Origin of the sequence: Paraperibacillus esterisolvens, from assembly GCF_046237625.1 — a bacterium.
GTDB lineage: Bacteria > Bacillota > Bacilli > Bacillales > DSM-1321 > Paraperibacillus > Paraperibacillus esterisolvens.
Genome location: NZ_CP143545.1, coordinates 2,484,267 through 2,503,304, shown reverse-complemented (window position 1 = coordinate 2,503,304; position 19,038 = coordinate 2,484,267). Strand labels below are relative to the sequence as shown.

Genomic DNA, 19,038 nt, shown 5'->3' with positions numbered 1-19,038 from the left:
ACCGATTTCATTACACTATCATTAATAATGTAATCTGCCAGGCTAGTAAAGTCAAATAATAGTGAATTTTGTAAAATAGTAGAACAGTAGCAGCCTGGCAATGAAATTCATGAGAGAAGGCAGGAAAAAAGCATGTTGTTTTTAAGAAATTTCATAAGAAATAGATTCAGCCCTGGAGCCGTTTCTCACCTCGGAAAGAAAAAATGGTACAAAATCATACTCCAAAACATATTAATCGGTACCCTCATTGCATTTCCCCTTGTAATTCAGGTTTTGAAAGCTGATGAAACCAGATTATATGAAGCTGCATTCCCTGAACTTTCAAAAAGTGATACATGGCATGAGCAGATCAGCGGGATAAAGATCGTTGATGGCCGTCTTTCAGAAAAAACAGGTAAACTAAAGGCAGAGGCAGGGAAAGAATATATAGCGGCTGACCCGGATGCCTCATATGAGAATGCAGGCAGGGAGGATTCCTTTATCCTGTTCACAAAAGAGATCCTTGTAGTCAACTCATATGGAATTCAGCTGAAAATTCCTTATGGTAGCAGTAATATGACGAATTTTGATGCTGCCAGGTATAAAGATGGCGATGGGCTGCTGAAGGAGATAGCAGCCGTTTCAAAACCTCATATGGCCATACCAGCCATGCAGTTTATCTATCCGCTCAGCTTTTTATTAAATATTATTTTTATTGCACTGATATCACTGTTTGCACTTCCCATGAATTACCGTTTGAAGGACAGAAGGAGCTATGGGGAGATATTCATTATGTTCTCTTATGCAGCCACCATCCCTGCCATCGCCGCTTTCGTAATAGGAAGCTTGGCATCTGCGGCATTCGTCTATACCATCTATAATTTTGGCTTAATCTTCATGGGCTATTATTTATTCCGCAAGCACCTCAGCTAAAGTAATGCCACTTGTATGTCAGCGGATTACGCCTTCCGGAAACTGGAAAAGGATGAAGAAAGGAACTTCGCTGACAAATTTTTTAAAAAATCAAATTGACATTACAAATCTAATATAATATGATTTTTGTGAAAACGGTTGCTCAATCCGTTTAATTAAAGGGAGAGGTGCTAGAAAATGAAAAAGGCTGTAAAAAAATGGTCGCTGCTGCTTTTAGCTTTATCATTAGTGCTTGTAGCTTTTGCTGGCTGCAGCAAGAAAGAAAACGCTTCCAATTCAGAGAAAGAAGAAGCTAAAGATGATCTGCCATGGGACGATAAAGAAAACGGTTACAAGATAGAAAAAGATCTTCTTGATGGAAATGGCTCTTTAAAATTCTGGACTGATAATGACGATTATGCAAACGCTATTATTGAAGCTTGGAATAAAAAGTATCCAAAAGTAAAAGTAGAGTATGAAAAGGTTGGCGCGGTTGACGCAAGATCCAAAATGGCGCTTGACGGCGAAGCAGGCCTTGGTGCTGACGTTTTCATCCAGCCGCATGACGGAATCGGCCCATCACTTGCAGATTCTATCATCGGTCCTATGGGACGTTATGATGAACAGCTTAAAGATAAAATTATTAAATCTGCCCTGGGAACTGTAGAAAATGACGGCCAATATTATGGTGTTCCAATTTCCACAGAATCTATTGCATTATTCTATAACAAGACACTTCTTAAGGAACTGACTGGTTCTGATGAGCCGGCAAAAGATTGGAAAGACATCGTCGAGCTTTCTAAGACATACAACAACAAAGCTAAGAACCAATGGACAATCCGCTGGGAATCAGGAAATTCTTACACAAACCATTTCTTCCTGACTGCAAATGGTTTTGAGCTGTTTGGAAAAGATGGAAATGATCCGAAGAAATTGGACTTTGAATCAGAGGAAGTAACAAAAGGTCTGGAATTCTTCCAAACCCTTCGCCCGGTATGGGATGTAAATGCTGAAGATGCTACAAACGATACTACAACACTTGAATTTGTAAAAGGCAAAACTCCATACCTGATCACAGGACCATGGGCCATCGCTGATGCAAACAAAGGTGCAGAAAAGAACAAGTTTGAATATGGAATCACTACTATTCCGACTATAAATGGAGAAAAGCCGAAAACATTCTCCGGTAACCAGATTGCTAACGTTTCTGCATATTCTAAATACCCTGGAGCAGCGCGTGTGTTCGCTATGTTCCTGGCCTCTGAAGAAGGTGCGGAAGTACTGTACAAAACAACTGGAAAGCTTCCTGCTCTAAAAGAAAAAGCAGCATCCAAAGTAACGGGCCTTGCAGATGACGAGCTTCTTAAAGGAGTTGCCGAGCAGGCTGCCAACTCAACGCCGATGCCATCCATTCCGGAAATGGCAAGCTATTGGGATCCTGCCAAGGCTATGTATGTAAATGTGTGGAATGGCCTGCTTGACATAAAAGCAGCTCAAAAGAAAGCAACAGAAGATTATCAGGCATTGCTGCAGTCACAAGGTAAATAATCCTGAAATTGTAAACGATTGCCTCTCCATGTAAAAGTGGATGAGGCAATTTATTATAAATGAGGGTTTTTTCTTAAAGCTGAATATTACAATCCAGTTTCGGATTGCTGATTTATATAGGGGAACCTATTAATAAAAGGAGGAGAGAAACATGGGGAATGGAATGCCAAATCAAAAACCGGTCATACCCGGGATTGCCTCTGCCATTATCTGGGGTATTGGCCAGCTCATGAATAAACAGCCTGTTAAGGCATTATTCTTTTTCTTCATGCAGATCCTGCTGGTACTGATAGAAGTGCTTTCAGGGCAATATACAGATTTATCGGGCGGCTACAGTTTCCGGGAAAATGGAGGCTTCTTCCTAAAGGGGCTCTGGGGCATGACGACACTTGGCGAAATTCCAAGGCGGATGTCCATTACCGGGCTTACAGATGGGGATCATTCAATTGTTCTTTTAATTAACGGAATCATCGGTGTCATATTTCTTTTAATCTTTTTATCCATATACATCTGGAACATCAAAGACGCTGTCAAAACCCGGAGGCAGGTAAATAAGACAGGAATTGTTCCTAAGACAAGGGAATATATCGATGAATTGTGGAGCAGCATGTTTGAGTATATTGTTCTGACTCCTTCCATTATAATGCTCGTGCTAATCTGTCTGATGCCGATCATATTCGGCATGGTCATTGCTTTCACCAATTACAACGGCTCCCACCTTCCTCCTGCAAAGCTTGTAGATTGGGTTGGATTCGATAACTTCATTAATCTGTTCCAGCTTCCTATCTGGTCAAGGACTTTTATGGGTGTGTTCGGCTGGACACTTGCCTGGGCCGTGCTTTCAACTGTCACCTGCTTCTTTGGAGGGTTATTCCAGGCAGTCATCCTTAATAATAAGCGAGTCAAAGGCAAAAAAGTCTGGCGCACCATTTTCATCCTGCCATGGGCTATTCCAGGCATGATCTCACTGCTGGTATTCAAAACGCTGTTTAATGGCCAATTCGGGCCAGTCAGCCAGTTCTTGATGGATATTGGCCTTGCGGACCACAGGATATCCTGGTTCACGGATTCTTCCACGCCAAACCTGGCAAGGGCTATGATTCTATTAATTAATTTATGGCTTGGTTTCCCTTATTTCATGGCATTGATGAGCGGTATCATGACCAGCCTCGATAAAGAGATATTCGAAGCGGCAAAAATCGATGGTGCCAACCCTTCACAGGAATTTTGGAAACTTACATTTCCCCTTGTCCTGAGTGCTACCGCTCCGCTGTTGATTATGTCCTTTGCAGCGAATTTCAATAACTTTGGGGTCATTTACTTCCTTACCCAGGGAGGGCCAACCAACCCGAGTTATCAATTTGCAGGATACACCGACATTCTGATCACCTGGATTTATAAGCTCACCATTGATAATAAGATGTATAATATGGCGTCCGTTATGTCCATTATCATATTCCTGGTAATCGGGTCTATCTCTGCCTGGAATTTCTCAAGGACCAATGCCTTTAAAGATGAGGAGGGTGCATAAGATGGAAACTGTAACAAGCGTGAATAAGAATACAGCAGTCAAGGCGCGAAGTAAGACATCCTATAAACTCAAGAACGCAATTATTACCATCCTGATTTATGCACAGCTCATCATTGTAGCAGCAGCGGTCGTATTTCCGATCATCTGGATTGTGGGCGCATCTTTTGGTGAATCAACGGGTCTTGCCAATGCCACACCAATCCCTGAAAATCCGACTCTTATCCATTACGTGAATCTGATCGAAAAAACTAAATTTCTTGACTGGTACTGGAATACGTTGAAGATTGCCGTGCTGAACATGATTTTTTCTGTTCTGCTCAGCACATCCGCAGCTTATATTTTTTCAAGGTTCAAGTTTAAAGGTAAAAAGGCGGGTCTCATGGCAATCCTAATCCTGCAGATGTTTCCATCTTTCATGGGGATGATCGCCATCTACATCCTTTTCTTGAATTTCGGCCTGTTAAACAGCCACTGGGGATTGGTCATTGTTTATGCAGCCGGCCAGATTCCATTCAATACCTGGCTGATCAAAGGATATCTGCAGTCCGTTCCAAAATCTCTCGATGAATCGGCCATGATTGATGGTGCGACTAAGACGCAGATATTCTTTAAAATCATCCTGCCGCTGTCTAAGCCGATTCTTACATTTGTAGCTCTCACTCAGTTTATGGCTCCATGGATGGACTTCATCCTTCCAAGGCTATTGATCAGCTCGAATGAGAAAAAGACTTTGGCAATCGGTTTATTTGAATTTATTAATGGAAATACCAATACCAACTTTACTATGTTCGCAGCAGGAGCCATCCTGGTCGCTGTTCCGATTACCCTTCTGTATGCATTCCTTCAGAAATATCTAATCAGCGGAATTACAGCAGGTGCGAATAAAGGGTAACTTGAGCTATTCAGGGATTTGCTTTCTTCCTGTTTGGCAAGTTATGATAGATTTAAGTTATTGACGATGTGAAATATGAAATTAGGACTGGTCAGTATGGCAATTACAATTAAAGATATAGCCAAAGAGGCAAATGTTGCACCTTCGACAGTCTCAAGGGTGATAGCAGACAGCCCAAAAATAACTGAGAAAACGAAAAAAAAGGTCCGCAAGGTAATGGACCAGCTCGGCTATTACCCAAACTTTCATGCAAGGAATCTGGCAAACCGGGCCACAAAATCCATAGGGATAGTCATGCCCGTCTCTGCGCAAAGAGGAAACCATTTCTTTCAAAATCCCTTCTTCCAGGATGTGATCAAAGGCATCGGTGCCTTTGCCAATGCGGCGGATTATTCATTATATATAACCACTGGTGAAACGGATGAGGAGATATATGATGATGTAATCAAAATGGTCAAGGGGAAGAGGGTGGACGGAATTATTCTGTTGTACTCCAGCGAAGAAGATCCTGTGATAAATTTCCTGACTGGCCAAGCATTTCCGTTTGTCCTGGTCGGCCGGCCGCCTGAGGATGCCGGAAGGAAAATCACATTTGTGGATAATGATAACTACGCAGTTTCAAGGGAGCTTACGGAATATCTCATTTCACTTGGACATGAGCGGATTGCCTTCATTGGGGGAAAAAAGAAACTGATTGTAACCCAGAACAGGCTGAATGGCTTTCAGGATGCCCTGGCTCTTGCCGGCATTACTATCCCGGATTCGTATATAAAACATACAGATTTTATTATGGATGGCGGAAAAAAGGCGGTAACTGAACTGCTGGATGCCGGAGACAGGCCCACAGCCTTATTTGTTACAGATGACATTCTAGCACTGGGTATCCTGAATGCCCTGAACGAACGGGGCATTAAAGTACCGGAAGAAATGAATGTTGTCAGTTTCAACAATCTGTTTTTCTCAGAATTCACTTCACCCCCGCTGACAACAGTTGAAGTCCACATATATCAGCTTGGCTATGAGGCAGCACGCTGTGTGGTTGACTTGATTGAAGAGGAAAACAGTTCACCAAAGAGCATAACGGTGCCGACGGAAATAATTCCGCGTAAGACAACTCAGCAGGTAAAAATGAAAGAATTTAATTGATAATGCAGGGGCCCGGGAGTTCGGGCCTCTTTTTTTATTTTTCATAAGCACAAACACCGGGGAAGAATACCGCATATGATACCTCAGAAAGCGTTTTCTATATTGGAAAGGGAGGTTGATCGTATGAAATTTTTATCCTTCATTACCTGGCTTCTGCTCGCTGCAGGAGGCCTGAATTGGGCTTTTGAAGCAGCGGGCTATAATTTTGTAGAAGGGCTGTTAGGTTCAGCACCATCTGCTGTCAGTACGGTATACTGGCTGGTAGGCTTTTCTGCACTTTATCAAATATTTTTGAAGTTAAAGGGTAAATAGCTGCCTGATTTTTAATGAAGCCTCCGTCTCTCTTATTAATTTAAGAGGGACAGAGGCTTCTTTTGGCAGACTTAAAAAAGATAATAGCCGCCCGCCAGATCATGGATTTTTCCTTGACCGGTATTCTCCGTGAATTCAATTCCAAAGGGCCCTTGTCCTTTATCGGAAAGAACCTGCTTGATGAGCCCTTCGCCTTTTGGTTCTAAAAAGGTTATGGAGGCGCTGCCTAACTTTACTTCCGTACATATGGCATTCCATTCCCTGCTATTGGTGTAAGACTTAATTTTCCTGATATTGAACCATTTCTTCCAATCTTTGATTACTGAATCGATATCGTGTACAGCGTAAAGGACTCTCCCAATATCTGCTGTCTGATTTATAGACCCGTCGCTGGTTCCCGTCAGCTTTTTCCCTTCTGGAAGGTCCCATTCAATAAAGAAGGGAAGATGGAAGGAGGATTTTGCAGATGAAACAAAGAGCATCTTCCATCTAAGCAGCTCACCAGTGCCGGTCATCCGCTGACCGGAGAATGGACCGGCCACCGTTAAGCCCAGCTTAGAAAAAGTAATGGCATCTCCCTCGATATTATCGGTCCTGAGTGCCATTTGAAAGATGCCCTCATCACCATTCAAGGATGATATCTGGCTGATCAGCGGATTATCGCTGTTCCGGGCTGTCTCCCGGTTATCAATGCTTAATAACTCCAAGTAGCTGCTGCCAAAATAAGAAATACTATTACTGGTTCCCCAATCAGGGTGCCTGCCTCCTTCCTGCATTCCTATGCCATTCATATTGAAAATTTGTGCAGCGTGCGTCCTGCTGTTCACTGCATGAACGATGTGGTCTAGTTCTATCAATATACGCATTCCCTTCCTTTTTGCCGTTTGGTTTATTTTACAACTCTTTTTCTGATTATTAAAACGAAAAGGATGCGGACCGGCAAAGAAAAGATCCAGCGGATTTAGACCGGAGATTGCCAGGAACGTATTTAATGTAAGGAGGGAATGTTGGGGGGAGCAATTTGGTTAAATTCCTGCTGCCGGGTTTGCAAGTATCCGAATGGAATGCAGGATAATATGAGGTTGGACCGTTAACAGGTATAAATGATCCGGCCTGGAAAGCCGCCAGGTTATTTCTTTACATCTTAATGGTTGGACATTTTATCTCAATATATGCGCCGGTCTTTCCGAAAAGCCCTCCAGCTGTTTTTAAAGGAGGAATATGTACCGATTGCTCCGTACCCGTAAAAATATCCCATGAATACTGCTCCCCAGAAATTGTTAGGGTGACTTAAAAAAAGGGAAACCAACAGACCGGCCGCAAGAGCAAAAAAAGGTATGAAATGCTTAGGTACCATTAAAAAAAGCTTAACGGCTTCAGTAAGAAGCAAAACTACCGGGACAGCAATTACGCCATCCCAAAAGTTCGTTTGGATCAGCGGGAAATTGAACAAAATGATGCACTCCTTTATATAAAGCGATATCCATATGCCATTCTTTTCATAAATATCCAGGGGTTATCCAGCATGCATGTCATGAATTAGATTCTCCAGATTAAGGAATATTATCCCTTTATAAGTTAGAGTCTGTAAGGTACAGGAATTTGCAGAAGTATTATCATAAAAAATTAGGAATTTGATACTATTACCTGGATATATGGGATGATTTTTGATAGGATTTAATTTAGACTGCATAAGGTAGTTAATAGACTCCTTACTGGGGGGAACAAGCATGAGAATACCAATATTAAAATTAAATAATTTACTTTTAGTTTCTATACAAATTGAACTGGATGACCAGAGTGCACTACAGCTTCAGGAAGATCTTCTGGAAAAAATTCATGAAACTTCTGCTGGAGGAGTTGTCATCGATCTTACGTCACTGGACATGATTGATTCATTTATAGCAAAAGTACTTGGTGATATCGTCAGTATGTCCGGTCTAATGGGCAGCAAGGTCGTATTGACCGGCATCCAGCCAGCTGTTGCTATTACACTTGTTGAGCTCGGAATCACATTATATGCAGCAAATACTGCCATCGACTTAGAAAAAGGTATTGAGATACTGAACGAAAGCGGTGTGCAATGACCATTAAAGAGAATATTCCTATCATATCCGAATGGGATATCGTGGCTGCACGCCAGGCAGGCAGGAATGCGGCAAAAGAGCTTGGTTTCAGTTCAGTGGATCAGGCCAGGATTACCACTGCTATTTCTGAGCTGGCAAGGAATATCTTTTTGTACGCACTTCCCGGAAATATCATTCTGGAAGAAATCATGGATAATCATAGAAAAGGTCTTAAAATAATATCTGCAGACAAAGGTCCTGGAATGAAGGATATTAAGCTGGCACTTGAAGATGGATACTCAACATCCGGCGGTCTTGGTGCGGGGGTACCCGGAGTTAAGCGTCTTATGGACGAATTCTCCATCGACTCGGCTGAAGGTGCAGGAACGAGGATTGAAGCCATTAAATGGCTGAGAAGGTGAGAGGAGCAGGTCAGGTCTTTATGGCTTGCTCTTTTTTTGTTTAACCCCGCTTCAGAAGGGTAAATAAGAATCAAACCTGCTATATAAGGAGGAATTACTAATGAGTGGTACATCTGATAAGCTAAAAGGTGCAGTAAGCAAGGCAAAAGGTGAATTAAAAGACCAGGTTGGAAATGCGTCCGGTGATAAGGACATGCAGGCAGAAGGAAAATCAGACAAAGCAAAAGGCAATATTCAGGATGCTGTAGGAAATGTGAAAGACGCCTTCAAATCTGATCGATAAGAAAGAATTATGAACCCGGAGCAAGCTCACCCCTGAGCCTGCTCCGGGTTTTTTATGTGGAGAGGGGCGGAGCTGCATGTAACATAAAGCTCTGCATGGGTCAGAACATCATTAATCCTTGCTGGCATCCCTCTGCCTTCTCCTTACTCCGCTCCACCACTTATGGTGTATGTTCCTGCTCTTGCCATGGTTCCTTTCCATTCAAGGGCTGCGAGCCAGAAAATTTCAGTTTTGTTTTATGCTGTGAAAAAACCTCTGCCATCTTCAAAACTATTGTAAGGAAAATAAAAAGGCAAAATTTAGGGTAGGTCCAGGGTGATATAAAACGCTCGCTTTTTCCTTGATGTTGCTGAAAAATATAGTCTCTTTAGCTCATTTTGTCCTTATATAGCACAAATTGGTCATCTGTTGCAAGGAAAATTCATAACTTTAATAGAATAATAAAAAAAGTAATAGGGCTGTCATGGCCAGTTACGGAACCCGGTACCCCAAAGGCTTACAGCAAACAAATCAGGAAAACTGTGGAGGTGGAGTTATGCAGACAGGAACCAAAATCTTTATCAGCTCAGCCTATGAAAATGAACTGAAGCCATTAAGGAAGAAAATTATGGAGACTTTAGCATGCGCTGGCCATTTTCCTTTATTGTTTGAAGAGAACTTTGGGGTGTGGGGCCAGGACAAAATTGAAACCTGCATAAATAAGGTAAAGGAATCCGACATTTTCCTCCTTTTTCTTTCAGAAAAAAGCGGAAGTTTTACGGAAAAGGATCCGCGTGTCACTGCCACTTATGTAGAATTCCACTATGCCAAGAAGGAAAAGAAGCTTATCATTCCTTTTGTAAATGATTGGATAAAAAGTCTGTATTTTAGCGATATCAAGCAATTAATAGCAGAGGAACTTTATAATTTCAGGTCAAAATTCTACAGATTTCCCGGCCATATCTATGATATTGTGGAACCATTGATTAAGGATATCCAGCGGACCAGGGAGTATTTGTACAAAAGGATCAAAGACGTCGACCCTTTCGTCTGGGCCTTTTTATACGATGTAGACCAGAGCTGCCCATTCCTATATGATGTAGTCCTTGCAAATTCCGATGAGCTTTGCAGAACTGTCAATATTTATTTAAGTAATTACCTGCACAAGGGCATAGAATACTTAAAGAACGAGGAAGAAACAAAAGAAAGCCTGAATCTGGCGCCAAAGCTAAAAAAATATAAAGATTTCTCCTTCCAGATCATAAGATCCTTCAGATCCGGTTCCCCCCAGCTCGATATCGTACTCAAGGAATTGTCACAAGTACTCAAGGGTGCGAATATTTATAATAGAAAAGGGTATTATGTAAGGGAAGAAATCGCTTCCTTCGGGGATTGCAGTGCCATTTCGCTTTATAGAAGAAAGGGAGACAGCCTTGTCTATGTCTCTCATTACGGGAATGTTACCCCGCGGCCCGGGTTTTCCCTCCAGGATGAAGATGCCTTTGTTTCAAAGACCTATATATTAAACGGCGATGTGGAGTATTTATTCTATAATGAAGAAAAGCATCAGCTTTATCTGACAAAAAGGATTGGAGAAATGGTTATGTGTGCACATTTTCCATTTCAAGAATTTTGGTCTTCGAATGAGGTAGCTGCTCTTCAAGAAGAGATTTTTTCTGCTATACTAAAAGAGAGAATTTATTTGGATTTTGCAGCCGATTTAATTGGAGGGTTGGATATTGAAAAAGAATAAATCCGTCTTAGTGGCTTCAACACCAAAAAAGCTGTCCAGGGCAGCATCTGATCAGAAGCTAGACAGCCTCGTAAAAAACAGCCAGAGGCTGCTGGGAGCTTTAAACAAGCCGGTTCAGCGCAGTTAAGGAGCTTTCTTTGCAAGCGGCCGCCGTTTTCGTGCAAAGAGGCTCTTTATTTTGTCAGCGATTATTTATTCATGAAAATTTTAATTGTTTGAAAAGAGGAGAACCAAATGTCTGCTGTGCGTCTTCCTATGCCTGCGGCCTTACAGCTCGAAAAGATGAAGGCTGCCGGTGCCCCTAACGATGTCTTAATACATGCTGTTAAATCCCATGACTTTACATACCTCGCTGATTATGTGAATGATATTTATTCTGTGTCCTATTTTAAAGACTATGCCGGAAAGCACATAAATGAATGTATAACGGCCATCGAACACGGCTACCAATTTAAATTTTTGACGTTCAACGGCCTAAAAAACTATTTAATTATCAGATTTGCACTACAGGAAAATATAGATTTTTTCCTCACCGGCGCTTCCATTGAAAATGTAATACTCCATAGGGACTGGATAGCTGAACTGAAGAGAACTATACCTGGTCTATGGACCATTGAGATGACCGCTGATGATAATCCCGGCAGTGAAATCGTTATGGCTAAATTTATCCTTTCAGAGCATAGTGCTGTTTTTTAATTATAATGTCAGCACTACCTATGCCTGGCGCCCCTGTGCCGGGCATTTCTTGTTTTCTCTTCTACAGGATAATTTTCTGGACAGCAGCCTGGCTATAATTTATGCTCTTAAAGTGAATCTAACCTTCTTAGGAAGGGAACAATCAGCTTAAATGAAAGATTACAGAGGTTTACTGACTCTTTGTACATCAATTCATCAATAGTGGGTAAAGAAAATGAAAAACTGCACTTAACCGGCTTCTTAGAGCCGCGGGCATACTGATTGATACATATACAAATAGGCGGTGAAGGTTATGGATAATAGTTACGCGCTGCATACTGATTTATATCAAATTAATATGGCAGAAACTTACTGGGCAGACGGCATTCATCAAAATAGGGCTGTATTTGATCTCTACTTCAGGAAGCTGCCATTTGGAAATGGATTTGGAGTATTTGCAGGCCTGGAAAAGATCATCGAATACCTGAGAGAATTTAAATTTTCCAATACTGATATTGAATATCTGAAAACACTAGGCTATCAGGATGATTTCCTTCAATATCTGGCAGATCTCCGTTTCTCGGGAAATCTGCGTTCCATGCAGGAGGGGGAGCTGGTTTTCGGCAATGAACCTATATTAAGAGTGGAAGCGCCGCTTGCTGAAGCGCAGCTGATTGAAACAGCACTGCTGAATATCGTGAATTATCAAACCTTGATAGCTACGAAAGCGGCCAGGATTAAACATGTAGCCGGAGATGGTGTATTGCTGGAATTTGGAACAAGACGGGCCCATGAGTTTGATGCAGCATTATGGGGAACCAGGGCCGCGTTTATCGGAGGCTTTGACGGCACAAGCAATGTGAAGGCTGGCAAATTGTTTGGACTCCCTGTATCAGGAACACACGCACATGCAATGGTGCAGGCCTACCAGGATGATTACACAGCTTTTTATAAATATGCACAAAGGCATAAGGACTGTGTATTTTTGGTTGACACATATGACACGCTAAGGTCAGGCGTTCCAAGTGCCATTAAAGTGGCGAAGCAGCTTGGAGATAAAATCAACTTTAGGGCAATAAGGCTTGACAGCGGGGACATGGCTTATTTATCGAAGGAAGCGAGAAAGATGCTGGATGAAGCTGGCTTCAAGGAAACAAAGATCGTGGCCTCAAGCGATCTGGATGAGTATACAATGATCAACCTTAAAGCACAGGGAGCCAAAATTGATATCTGGGGTGTCGGCACCAAGCTGATCACAGCTTATGAGCAGGCTGCTCTTGGTGCGGTGTACAAGCTCGTTTCGATTGAAAAGGATGGACAGATGACTGATACCATTAAAATTTCGTCGAATCCTGAAAAAGTAACAACACCGGGAATCAAAAATGTGTACCGGATTATCAATAAAAAAACAGGCAAGTCAGAAGGCGATTATATTACTCTTTCGACTGAAAAGCCGTACGAGGAAGCCAGGATAAAAATGTTCCACCCGGTCCATACGTATATTTCAAAATATGTGGAGGATTTCGAAGCGAAAGAACTCCACAAGGACATCTTTATAAACGGCAAAATGGTTTATAACCTGCCGGACGTATCATCCATTCAGGATTTCCATGAAAGCAGCCTGAATTATCTTTGGGAAGAGTATATGCGGACCATGAACCCCCAGGAGTATCCAGTCGACTTGAGTCAGCAATGCTGGGATAACAAAATGGCCAGCATAGAAGGAGTCAGGAATAAGGTGGAATCTATGAAATCATAAAAGTAGGCTGTCCCCGCAGGGGGACAGCCTCTTCTTATTTGGCTTCTGTTTTGTCATTTTTGTCAGGATCGCGCTGAGGATCGATATCCTGGTTGTTTTCCTCTTTCTTTTCCTGTTCCACTGAGTCGTTCTGATGGTCATTCTTTTCTGTCATCGATCTTCCCTCCTTATGTTCTCTTTTTGTATGTACCCTATCCGTACTTGATAAAAACACAAAATTGAACCATAGGGTTGGTTGAAAGTCTTGGAAAATGGGCGGGTAAAAATGATGTACATAGTCAAATTGTCCATTCCACTTATGATCCTTTTGAATAAATTAGTCTTAGAACGACTGAAAGGAGGTCACACTATGGCAGTTTGGTTCAATAATGGAGGAAACGGCTGGGGCGGAGGATCAAGACGTTCACAGGGAGGCGGCTCTGGCTCGGGCAGGTCAAACTCTGATTCAGATGTAGATTTTGACATTGATAATGATGTTGATAGTAAGTCTGACTCGAATTCTGATGTAGACAACGACATAAATACCAAGAATATCAGTGATAATGACAATGATAATGAAAACGATCTTGTAAATAATAACAAGAGCAATTCCCACGCTGATTCTGAAGTGAAAAACAGCGGAAATGCAAAAGTGGATTTCAGCATTGATATCGATGTGGATTCCGACTCTAATGCAAGGGTCAGATCCAGGGCAAATTCTGATGCAGATTCGGAACAGGATCAAGATCAAGAACAGGATCAAGACTAGTCTTATAAGGCGGGAGAGGCAGCCCTCATCCCGCCTATTATATATTAGCAGGGGAGATGTCAATGGAGAACTATGACCGCAGGGGCTTTTTTCTCCCTTTTAGACGCCCGGATAACGGGGACGATCTTTTTAGAAGAAGACCAACCCTCAGAGCGGAACCCCAACAATCACGACCGGTGGATTTGTCAGTGGAAAACCAGGCACTCTCAGAATCAGACTTATTCAATGAAGTGATTCAGGAGAATGGACAAAGTAACGGGACAGACAACAGGCAGAATTCCATGCTAAGTCAGGATATTCAAACCAATTCACAGTCTCAAGTGAATCACAGCGGCAACTCTGACGTCGATGTTAATGTGAACGTAGAGGTGGATACTACAGCAATCGCTTATGCTATGCTATGCTCTATGGCAGCCATGGGCCAGATGACTCAGGATGAATTCGATGATGCAGTTACCAGGCTTGAGGGTTTGGCAAAACGAAAAGAAAAGAAAACCAAGTTATTGCCCAAGAAGAAAGATCCGGACGGCGGCGGGGAAGGAAATTCAGAACCTCCTGAAAAAAGAGACAAGAAGCAGAGGAACGATAAAAGGAAAAAGTTCACTGCCAGTCCTTCTGTCGTCAAAATGTATGACCCGAATAATAGAGGATGACTTCAGGGCCTGGGTGGCTTGGATAAGTCATCCTCTTTATACTGGTTTTCATTCATAGAAAAATGGAAATGGCTTTTCTTCATATTCGCTGTAGCAGTCCAGGCAGAGCTTTCCCTGATCCTCCCTTGCGACAGCTTCTTCTTCAAATAATACTAAACCGCAGGATAAACAAAAATACACAGCCTGACCTCCCGGTACATATTTCTTTGCAGTATGCCCAGTTCCTGAACATTTAATAACCTATTCAAAGATGTTTATCCAGTAAAAGTAAGGGAAAATTATATAACAGAATTTTTTATTACTTGCGAAATTACATGTATACTATCAAGGTATACATATACAGGAAGTTAGGAGCTGTTAGCATGGATTTGCAGAAAAAGATTATAAAAGAGCTGAAAGTTAGGCCGGAAATTGATGCAAAGGAAGAGATTAGAAGAAGTGTCGATTTAATGAAGAGTTATTTAAAGAAAAATTCCTTCCTAAAATCCATGACACTTGGAATTTCCGGAGGCCAGGATTCTACTCTTGCAGGAAAGCTTGCCCAGATAGCTGTGGATGAGCTTAACGAGGAGAGCGGGGGAAACAATTATTCTTTCATCGCTGTCCGCCTCCCTTATGGAGAGCAAAAGGATGAACAAGATGCACAGGATGCCATCCGCTTCATTCATCCTACAAAACTGGTTACTGTAAATATTAAAGCAGCAGTTGAGGCGAGTACAGCTGCACTTAAGGAAGCCGGAATTGAATTGACTGATTTCCAAAAAGGAAACGAAAAAGCCAGGGAAAGAATGAAGGCACAATACAGCATCGCTGCTGCCGAAAGCGGCATCGTGCTTGGTACGGATCATGCCGCAGAGGCCATCACCGGTTTCTACACAAAGCATGGGGACGGTGCCTGTGATCTGCTCCCGCTCTATCGATTGAACAAGAGGCAGGGCCGGGAGCTTCTAAAGGAGCTTGGCTGTCCAGAGCACTTGTATAAAAAGGCGCCGACAGCAGACCTTGAAGAGAATAAGCCTGGCATTCCGGATGAATCAGCGCTAGGAGTGAGCTATGAAGCCATCGATGATTATCTGGAAGGAAAAGAAATTGACCCGGGACAGGCAAAGATCATCGAAGGTCATTACCTAAAATCAGAACACAAACGCCAGCATGCGGTCACTGTGTTTGATGATTGGTGGAAATAAAACGGATAGGCAGATTCCATGAGGATTCTGCCTTTTTTTCTGTGGAAAAGGGTTGTAGCTGCATGTATCATAAGGCTTCCTAAGACTTGATGTTAACAATATTTTTCCTGCTGGCATTCCTGCATGCGCCTTACTCCGCTCCGCCGCCTTATTGTGTTTGTTTTTGAATTTGTCCGTTTTTCTTTCCATGCCTGGGCTGCAGTAGCACACAGTTGTTGGTTTTTTGTGAAAAACACATCTCTTTTTACGATAAATATGCTTAAATAGTATAGACAGCTAGAATTCAATGTCTGGGGGAAGTAGTTTGAATAAACAGATGCAAAGGGAGCTTTTTAGCTTAAAAAGCTTCTATTTATTTACCTTCTTTGCGATTGGAAGCACCGCTCCGCTTTTGAGCGTTTTTTTGAGCAAGGAAAAAGGGCTTGATGGATTTGAAATAGGAACCATTATGTCTATCGGTCCAATTATCATGATTTTTTTTCAGCCATTCTGGGGAATCCTCACGGATAAAATACAGGCTCCGCGGCGGGTTCTCGCATTCACGTCGCTGCTCGCAGGGATTATGGGCCTCGGCTACCTCCTTGAAGGAGGATTTGCCTGGCTTTTGACCATCGCCATTCTGGTCGCGGTATTCCAAAGTGCAATCATCCCCGTATCTGACAGCATCACAATGATGTACACAGCCAGGACGAAGCAGAACTATGGAGCCGTGCGGCTATACGGCTCGCTTGGGTTTGGGCTCGCGGTGTTCATTATTGGCCGGCTCTCCGATTTATACCTGGGCCTGGAACTTATTTTTTACGCCTTTTTTATCACCCTGTTCATTTCTGCCTTCCTTACCGTCTATCTGCCGAAGGAGCAGCCTGGTGCAAAGGTAAATATCCTGCTTGGGGTGAAAGATTTATTATCCATGAAGAAGTTCGTGGTATTTCTCGCCATCACATTTCTGATCTTCGGCCCAAACCTTGCCAATAACACCTACTTTGGGTTGTTTGTAGAAGCAAGCGGGGGAACATATACCGGAATAGGAATCGCCTTTTTGGTTGCCGTTTTATCGGAGATTCCATTTATGCGGGCGGCCGGGGACTGGATCCATAAAATCGGTTTGCTGCCAATCGCATTAATAGCTGGGATTTCATCCCTGGTCAGATGGTCCTTTTATTTCACTGAACCAAATATTACAGTCATTTACATATCAGCCGTCATTCAAGGACTTTCTGTTGGTCTTTTCCTGCCTGCAGGACTGCAATATATCAGGGAAATAGCTCCTGTCCAGATAGCAGTCACGGCCGTGACCATATATTCAGCGGTAGGAAACGGGTTAGGCAACTGGTTTCACACCTTTGTCGGCGGAATCGTGCTGGATAAATTCCAGATCCATGGTGTATATCTGTTCTTCAGTTTCATGACCCTCCTCGGAGTCATCCTTAATCTGTATCTAATCCGGCTGGAAAAGGATTCTAGTACACAGACCGCATATTCACAAAGCTGACACTGCCTGCTGGCAGTGTTTTTTTACATATCCCCACATGAAAAATGCAATACTATGGTAAAAACCGCACCATTGTCGGAAAAGGCAGGTAAAACATGACGGCAGAAATCGATATAAAAAAAACTTTAGCTTCTTTAAAAGGGATAGAGGCACAGCTTTCCATACAGGCTTTATCCTCTCGTGACAAAAGTGCCCAGGCAGCTTTTCATGAGGCTATGGTCCGGGTCGGCGAAATCAAACATACTGTACAAAGACAGCTTTATACCAATAATGAGGCAGAATAGCAGGAGGAGCAGGAATTGAGTATATCTTCTATAGCGGCGCGCTCCCTAATATTCATCTTTATCCTATTTATTACGACCAAGATCCTTGGCAAAAAACATATATCCCAGCTGTCCCTGTTTGAGTATATATCGGGAATCACATTGGGTGACATCGCCGGAGAGGTCATCCTCGGTAAGGACATTGATATCATACATGGCTTGACGGGCGTTGTCATCATTGCGGGTGTGTCTTATCTGACAGATGTTTTGTCCATAAAAAACCGCAAATTCAGAGCATTGATTGAAGGACAGGACACCGTGTTCATTCAGGATGGGAAAATTCTAGAAGACCACTTGAAAAAAGAAAATTATTCCATAGAAGATTTGTCAGCACTCCTTCGAGATAAAGGAATCTTCAACGTTAAGGATGTAGAGTTCGCTGTCCTGGAACCAAAAGGCAAACTTAGCGTCCTCTTGAAAAAGGAAAATCAGCCTCTGACCGGCAAGGACCTAAAGCTTTTTATGCCCAATGAAAAAGAACCGCAGACTGTAATCATGGATGGGCAGGTCATCTTTGAAGCACTGGGTAAAACGGGCGGCAACCTGGAGTGGCTCAACAGCGAACTCGAAAAAAGAAGGACATCCCTGGAAAATGTTTTTCTCGCCCAGGTAGACACCTATGGAGAATTGACACTCGACCTCTACAACGACCACCATACCATCAATACGCCGAGTGAACGCCAGCTGCTTTTTGCAAGCATGAAAAAAGTCCAGGCAGAACTTGAGCTCCTTGCACTAAACACTAAAAACCAGACGAGCCAAAAGGATTTTTCTGTCTGCGCAGAAAAGCTTAAGGAAGTGCTGACGGAAGTGGAAGAGTATTTAGGGTAACTCCGGTTTTAAGGATCAAAAAGCCGGGCTGCGAAGCACAGCCGGACACAGGTCAGCAATAAAAACCTGCAGGATAATCCTGCAGGTTTTTATTGCTGATTATTCATAGCTGTCATCTTCAAAATAATTCCGGAAATCTTTTTTATCTGCTTTAGATTCTTTCGCCGGCAAGTAAGGATTGCATTCCGTAACAGATTGAGTATCAAGCTTGGTTTCAATAACAAGAGATGGGCCGGACTGGCGTTTTTCGCTGATAAAACGGTCATCCAGCTCTTTAAAATCAGGAAGCTGATCGTTTCCGGGCTTTGTTGGTTCCATCAATATGACCTCCTTTATGATAATTTGCTTCCCGGCCAGCTAAATATGTAATAAAAAGCTCAAAATAACAGGCCGTTATTTTCAGAGGATGGAAGTTACTTTGGAAAAAACGGTCCACTGCCAGGTTCATATTGCAGACAACTCCTTTCTTTAATCCTCTCATGCGATAACTGTCTCCCGTGTTGACGATTAAGCTCCTTCTGAATAGGGTAATGGTCCTTAACACAGA

The 19,038-nt window shown here is 42.6% G+C and carries 23 protein-coding genes; 19 read left to right on the top strand and 4 right to left on the bottom strand.

The window, feature by feature from the left end; all coding sequences use genetic code 11:
• The first annotated feature begins 132 nt into the window (after positions 1 to 132).
• The 6 genes from V1501_RS12635 (at position 133) to V1501_RS12610 (ending at position 6,320) form a co-directional block, all read left to right on the top strand.
• Positions 133 to 912: a DUF1189 family protein gene (locus V1501_RS12635; protein WP_409288598.1), complete on the top strand. Its 780-nt coding sequence runs from the start codon at positions 133 to 135 to the stop codon at positions 910 to 912.
• Between the two features lie 177 nt (positions 913 to 1,089).
• Positions 1,090 to 2,439, top strand: coding sequence for a maltose ABC transporter substrate-binding protein (locus V1501_RS12630; RefSeq protein WP_409288596.1), 1,350 nt, complete (start codon positions 1,090 to 1,092; stop codon positions 2,437 to 2,439).
• A gap of 151 nt (positions 2,440 to 2,590) precedes the next feature.
• Positions 2,591 to 3,970 (top strand): carbohydrate ABC transporter permease, encoded by a 1,380-nt coding sequence (locus V1501_RS12625; RefSeq protein ID WP_409288594.1) that lies wholly within the window; start codon positions 2,591 to 2,593, stop codon positions 3,968 to 3,970.
• Between the two features lies 1 nt (position 3,971).
• Positions 3,972 to 4,862, top strand: coding sequence for a sugar ABC transporter permease (locus V1501_RS12620; protein ID WP_409288592.1), 891 nt, complete (start codon positions 3,972 to 3,974; stop codon positions 4,860 to 4,862).
• Between the two features lie 96 nt (positions 4,863 to 4,958).
• Positions 4,959 to 6,008 carry a LacI family DNA-binding transcriptional regulator gene (locus tag V1501_RS12615; RefSeq protein WP_409288590.1) on the top strand — a complete coding sequence of 350 codons (1,050 nt, stop codon included), beginning with the start codon at positions 4,959 to 4,961 and terminating at the stop codon, positions 6,006 to 6,008.
• 123 nt (positions 6,009 to 6,131) lie between these two features.
• A complete protein-coding gene (locus tag V1501_RS12610; RefSeq protein ID WP_409288588.1) occupies positions 6,132 to 6,320 on the top strand; it encodes a DUF378 domain-containing protein in 189 nt (62 codons plus the stop codon).
• Positions 6,321 to 6,391: 71 nt separating this feature from the next.
• Here the strand turns inward: V1501_RS12610 and V1501_RS12605 are convergent, their stop codons facing one another.
• Positions 6,392 to 7,186, bottom strand: a complete 795-nt coding sequence (locus V1501_RS12605; RefSeq protein ID WP_409288586.1) for a VOC family protein — start codon at positions 7,184 to 7,186, stop codon at positions 6,392 to 6,394.
• Positions 7,187 to 8,050: 864 nt separating this feature from the next.
• On the opposite strand from V1501_RS12605, the gene V1501_RS12600 reads away from it, so the two are divergent.
• The 7 genes from V1501_RS12600 to V1501_RS12570 all read left to right on the top strand — a co-directional run bounded on the left by V1501_RS12600 (position 8,051) and on the right by V1501_RS12570 (position 13,257).
• Entirely contained in the window at positions 8,051 to 8,407 is a 357-nt protein-coding gene (locus V1501_RS12600; RefSeq protein ID WP_409288584.1) for an STAS domain-containing protein, read from the top strand.
• Positions 8,404 to 8,808, top strand: a complete 405-nt coding sequence (locus V1501_RS12595) for an anti-sigma regulatory factor (RefSeq protein ID WP_409288583.1) — start codon at positions 8,404 to 8,406, stop codon at positions 8,806 to 8,808. Before V1501_RS12600 ends, V1501_RS12595 begins: the two co-directional genes overlap by 4 nt.
• Positions 8,809 to 8,908: 100 nt before the next feature.
• Positions 8,909 to 9,091 (top strand): CsbD family protein, encoded by a 183-nt coding sequence (locus tag V1501_RS12590; protein WP_409288581.1) that lies wholly within the window; start codon positions 8,909 to 8,911, stop codon positions 9,089 to 9,091.
• Positions 9,092 to 9,626: 535 nt separating this feature from the next.
• On the top strand, positions 9,627 to 10,823 hold the full coding sequence (locus V1501_RS12585) for a DUF4062 domain-containing protein (RefSeq protein ID WP_409288579.1): 1,197 nt from the start codon (positions 9,627 to 9,629) through the stop codon (positions 10,821 to 10,823).
• A complete protein-coding gene (locus V1501_RS12580) occupies positions 10,810 to 10,950 on the top strand; it encodes a hypothetical protein (protein WP_409288578.1) in 141 nt (46 codons plus the stop codon). The genes V1501_RS12585 and V1501_RS12580 overlap by 14 nt, the downstream gene beginning before the upstream one ends.
• A gap of 107 nt (positions 10,951 to 11,057) precedes the next feature.
• Entirely contained in the window at positions 11,058 to 11,519 is a 462-nt protein-coding gene (locus tag V1501_RS12575) for a hypothetical protein (RefSeq protein ID WP_409288577.1), read from the top strand.
• A 292-nt stretch (positions 11,520 to 11,811) separates the two neighbouring features.
• Positions 11,812 to 13,257 carry a nicotinate phosphoribosyltransferase gene (locus V1501_RS12570; protein ID WP_409288576.1) on the top strand — a complete coding sequence of 482 codons (1,446 nt, stop codon included), beginning with the start codon at positions 11,812 to 11,814 and terminating at the stop codon, positions 13,255 to 13,257.
• 34 nt (positions 13,258 to 13,291) lie between these two features.
• Here the strand turns inward: V1501_RS12570 and V1501_RS12565 are convergent, their stop codons facing one another.
• Positions 13,292 to 13,411, bottom strand: coding sequence for a 3-methyladenine DNA glycosylase (locus tag V1501_RS12565; RefSeq protein WP_409288575.1), 120 nt, complete (start codon positions 13,409 to 13,411; stop codon positions 13,292 to 13,294).
• A 195-nt stretch (positions 13,412 to 13,606) separates the two neighbouring features.
• Between V1501_RS12565 and V1501_RS12560 the strand changes: the two genes are divergently transcribed.
• Together V1501_RS12560 and V1501_RS12555 are read left to right on the top strand one after the other, a co-directional pair.
• Positions 13,607 to 14,005 carry a hypothetical protein gene (locus tag V1501_RS12560; RefSeq protein ID WP_409288574.1) on the top strand — a complete coding sequence of 133 codons (399 nt, stop codon included), beginning with the start codon at positions 13,607 to 13,609 and terminating at the stop codon, positions 14,003 to 14,005.
• A 188-nt stretch (positions 14,006 to 14,193) separates the two neighbouring features.
• Complete coding sequence (locus V1501_RS12555; RefSeq protein WP_409288573.1) at positions 14,194 to 14,658, top strand: hypothetical protein; 465 nt, start codon at positions 14,194 to 14,196, stop codon at positions 14,656 to 14,658.
• 48 nt (positions 14,659 to 14,706) lie between these two features.
• Here the strand turns inward: V1501_RS12555 and V1501_RS12550 are convergent, their stop codons facing one another.
• Positions 14,707 to 14,838, bottom strand: a complete 132-nt coding sequence (locus V1501_RS12550; RefSeq protein ID WP_409288572.1) for a hypothetical protein — start codon at positions 14,836 to 14,838, stop codon at positions 14,707 to 14,709.
• 182 nt (positions 14,839 to 15,020) lie between these two features.
• On the opposite strand from V1501_RS12550, the gene nadE reads away from it, so the two are divergent.
• The 4 genes from nadE (at position 15,021) to V1501_RS12530 (ending at position 18,491) form a co-directional block, all read left to right on the top strand.
• Positions 15,021 to 15,845: an ammonia-dependent NAD(+) synthetase gene (gene nadE, locus V1501_RS12545; RefSeq protein WP_409288571.1), complete on the top strand. Its 825-nt coding sequence runs from the start codon at positions 15,021 to 15,023 to the stop codon at positions 15,843 to 15,845.
• 304 nt (positions 15,846 to 16,149) lie between these two features.
• On the top strand, positions 16,150 to 17,337 hold the full coding sequence (locus V1501_RS12540) for an MFS transporter (RefSeq protein ID WP_409288569.1): 1,188 nt from the start codon (positions 16,150 to 16,152) through the stop codon (positions 17,335 to 17,337).
• 95 nt (positions 17,338 to 17,432) lie between these two features.
• Positions 17,433 to 17,621 (top strand): DUF1657 domain-containing protein, encoded by a 189-nt coding sequence (locus tag V1501_RS12535; RefSeq protein WP_409288567.1) that lies wholly within the window; start codon positions 17,433 to 17,435, stop codon positions 17,619 to 17,621.
• Between the two features lie 15 nt (positions 17,622 to 17,636).
• A complete protein-coding gene (locus V1501_RS12530) occupies positions 17,637 to 18,491 on the top strand; it encodes a DUF421 domain-containing protein (protein ID WP_409288566.1) in 855 nt (284 codons plus the stop codon).
• Positions 18,492 to 18,590: 99 nt separating this feature from the next.
• Here the strand turns inward: V1501_RS12530 and V1501_RS12525 are convergent, their stop codons facing one another.
• Positions 18,591 to 18,809 carry a hypothetical protein gene (locus tag V1501_RS12525; protein ID WP_409288564.1) on the bottom strand — a complete coding sequence of 73 codons (219 nt, stop codon included), beginning with the start codon at positions 18,807 to 18,809 and terminating at the stop codon, positions 18,591 to 18,593.
• Positions 18,810 to 19,038: the final 229 nt, after the last annotated feature.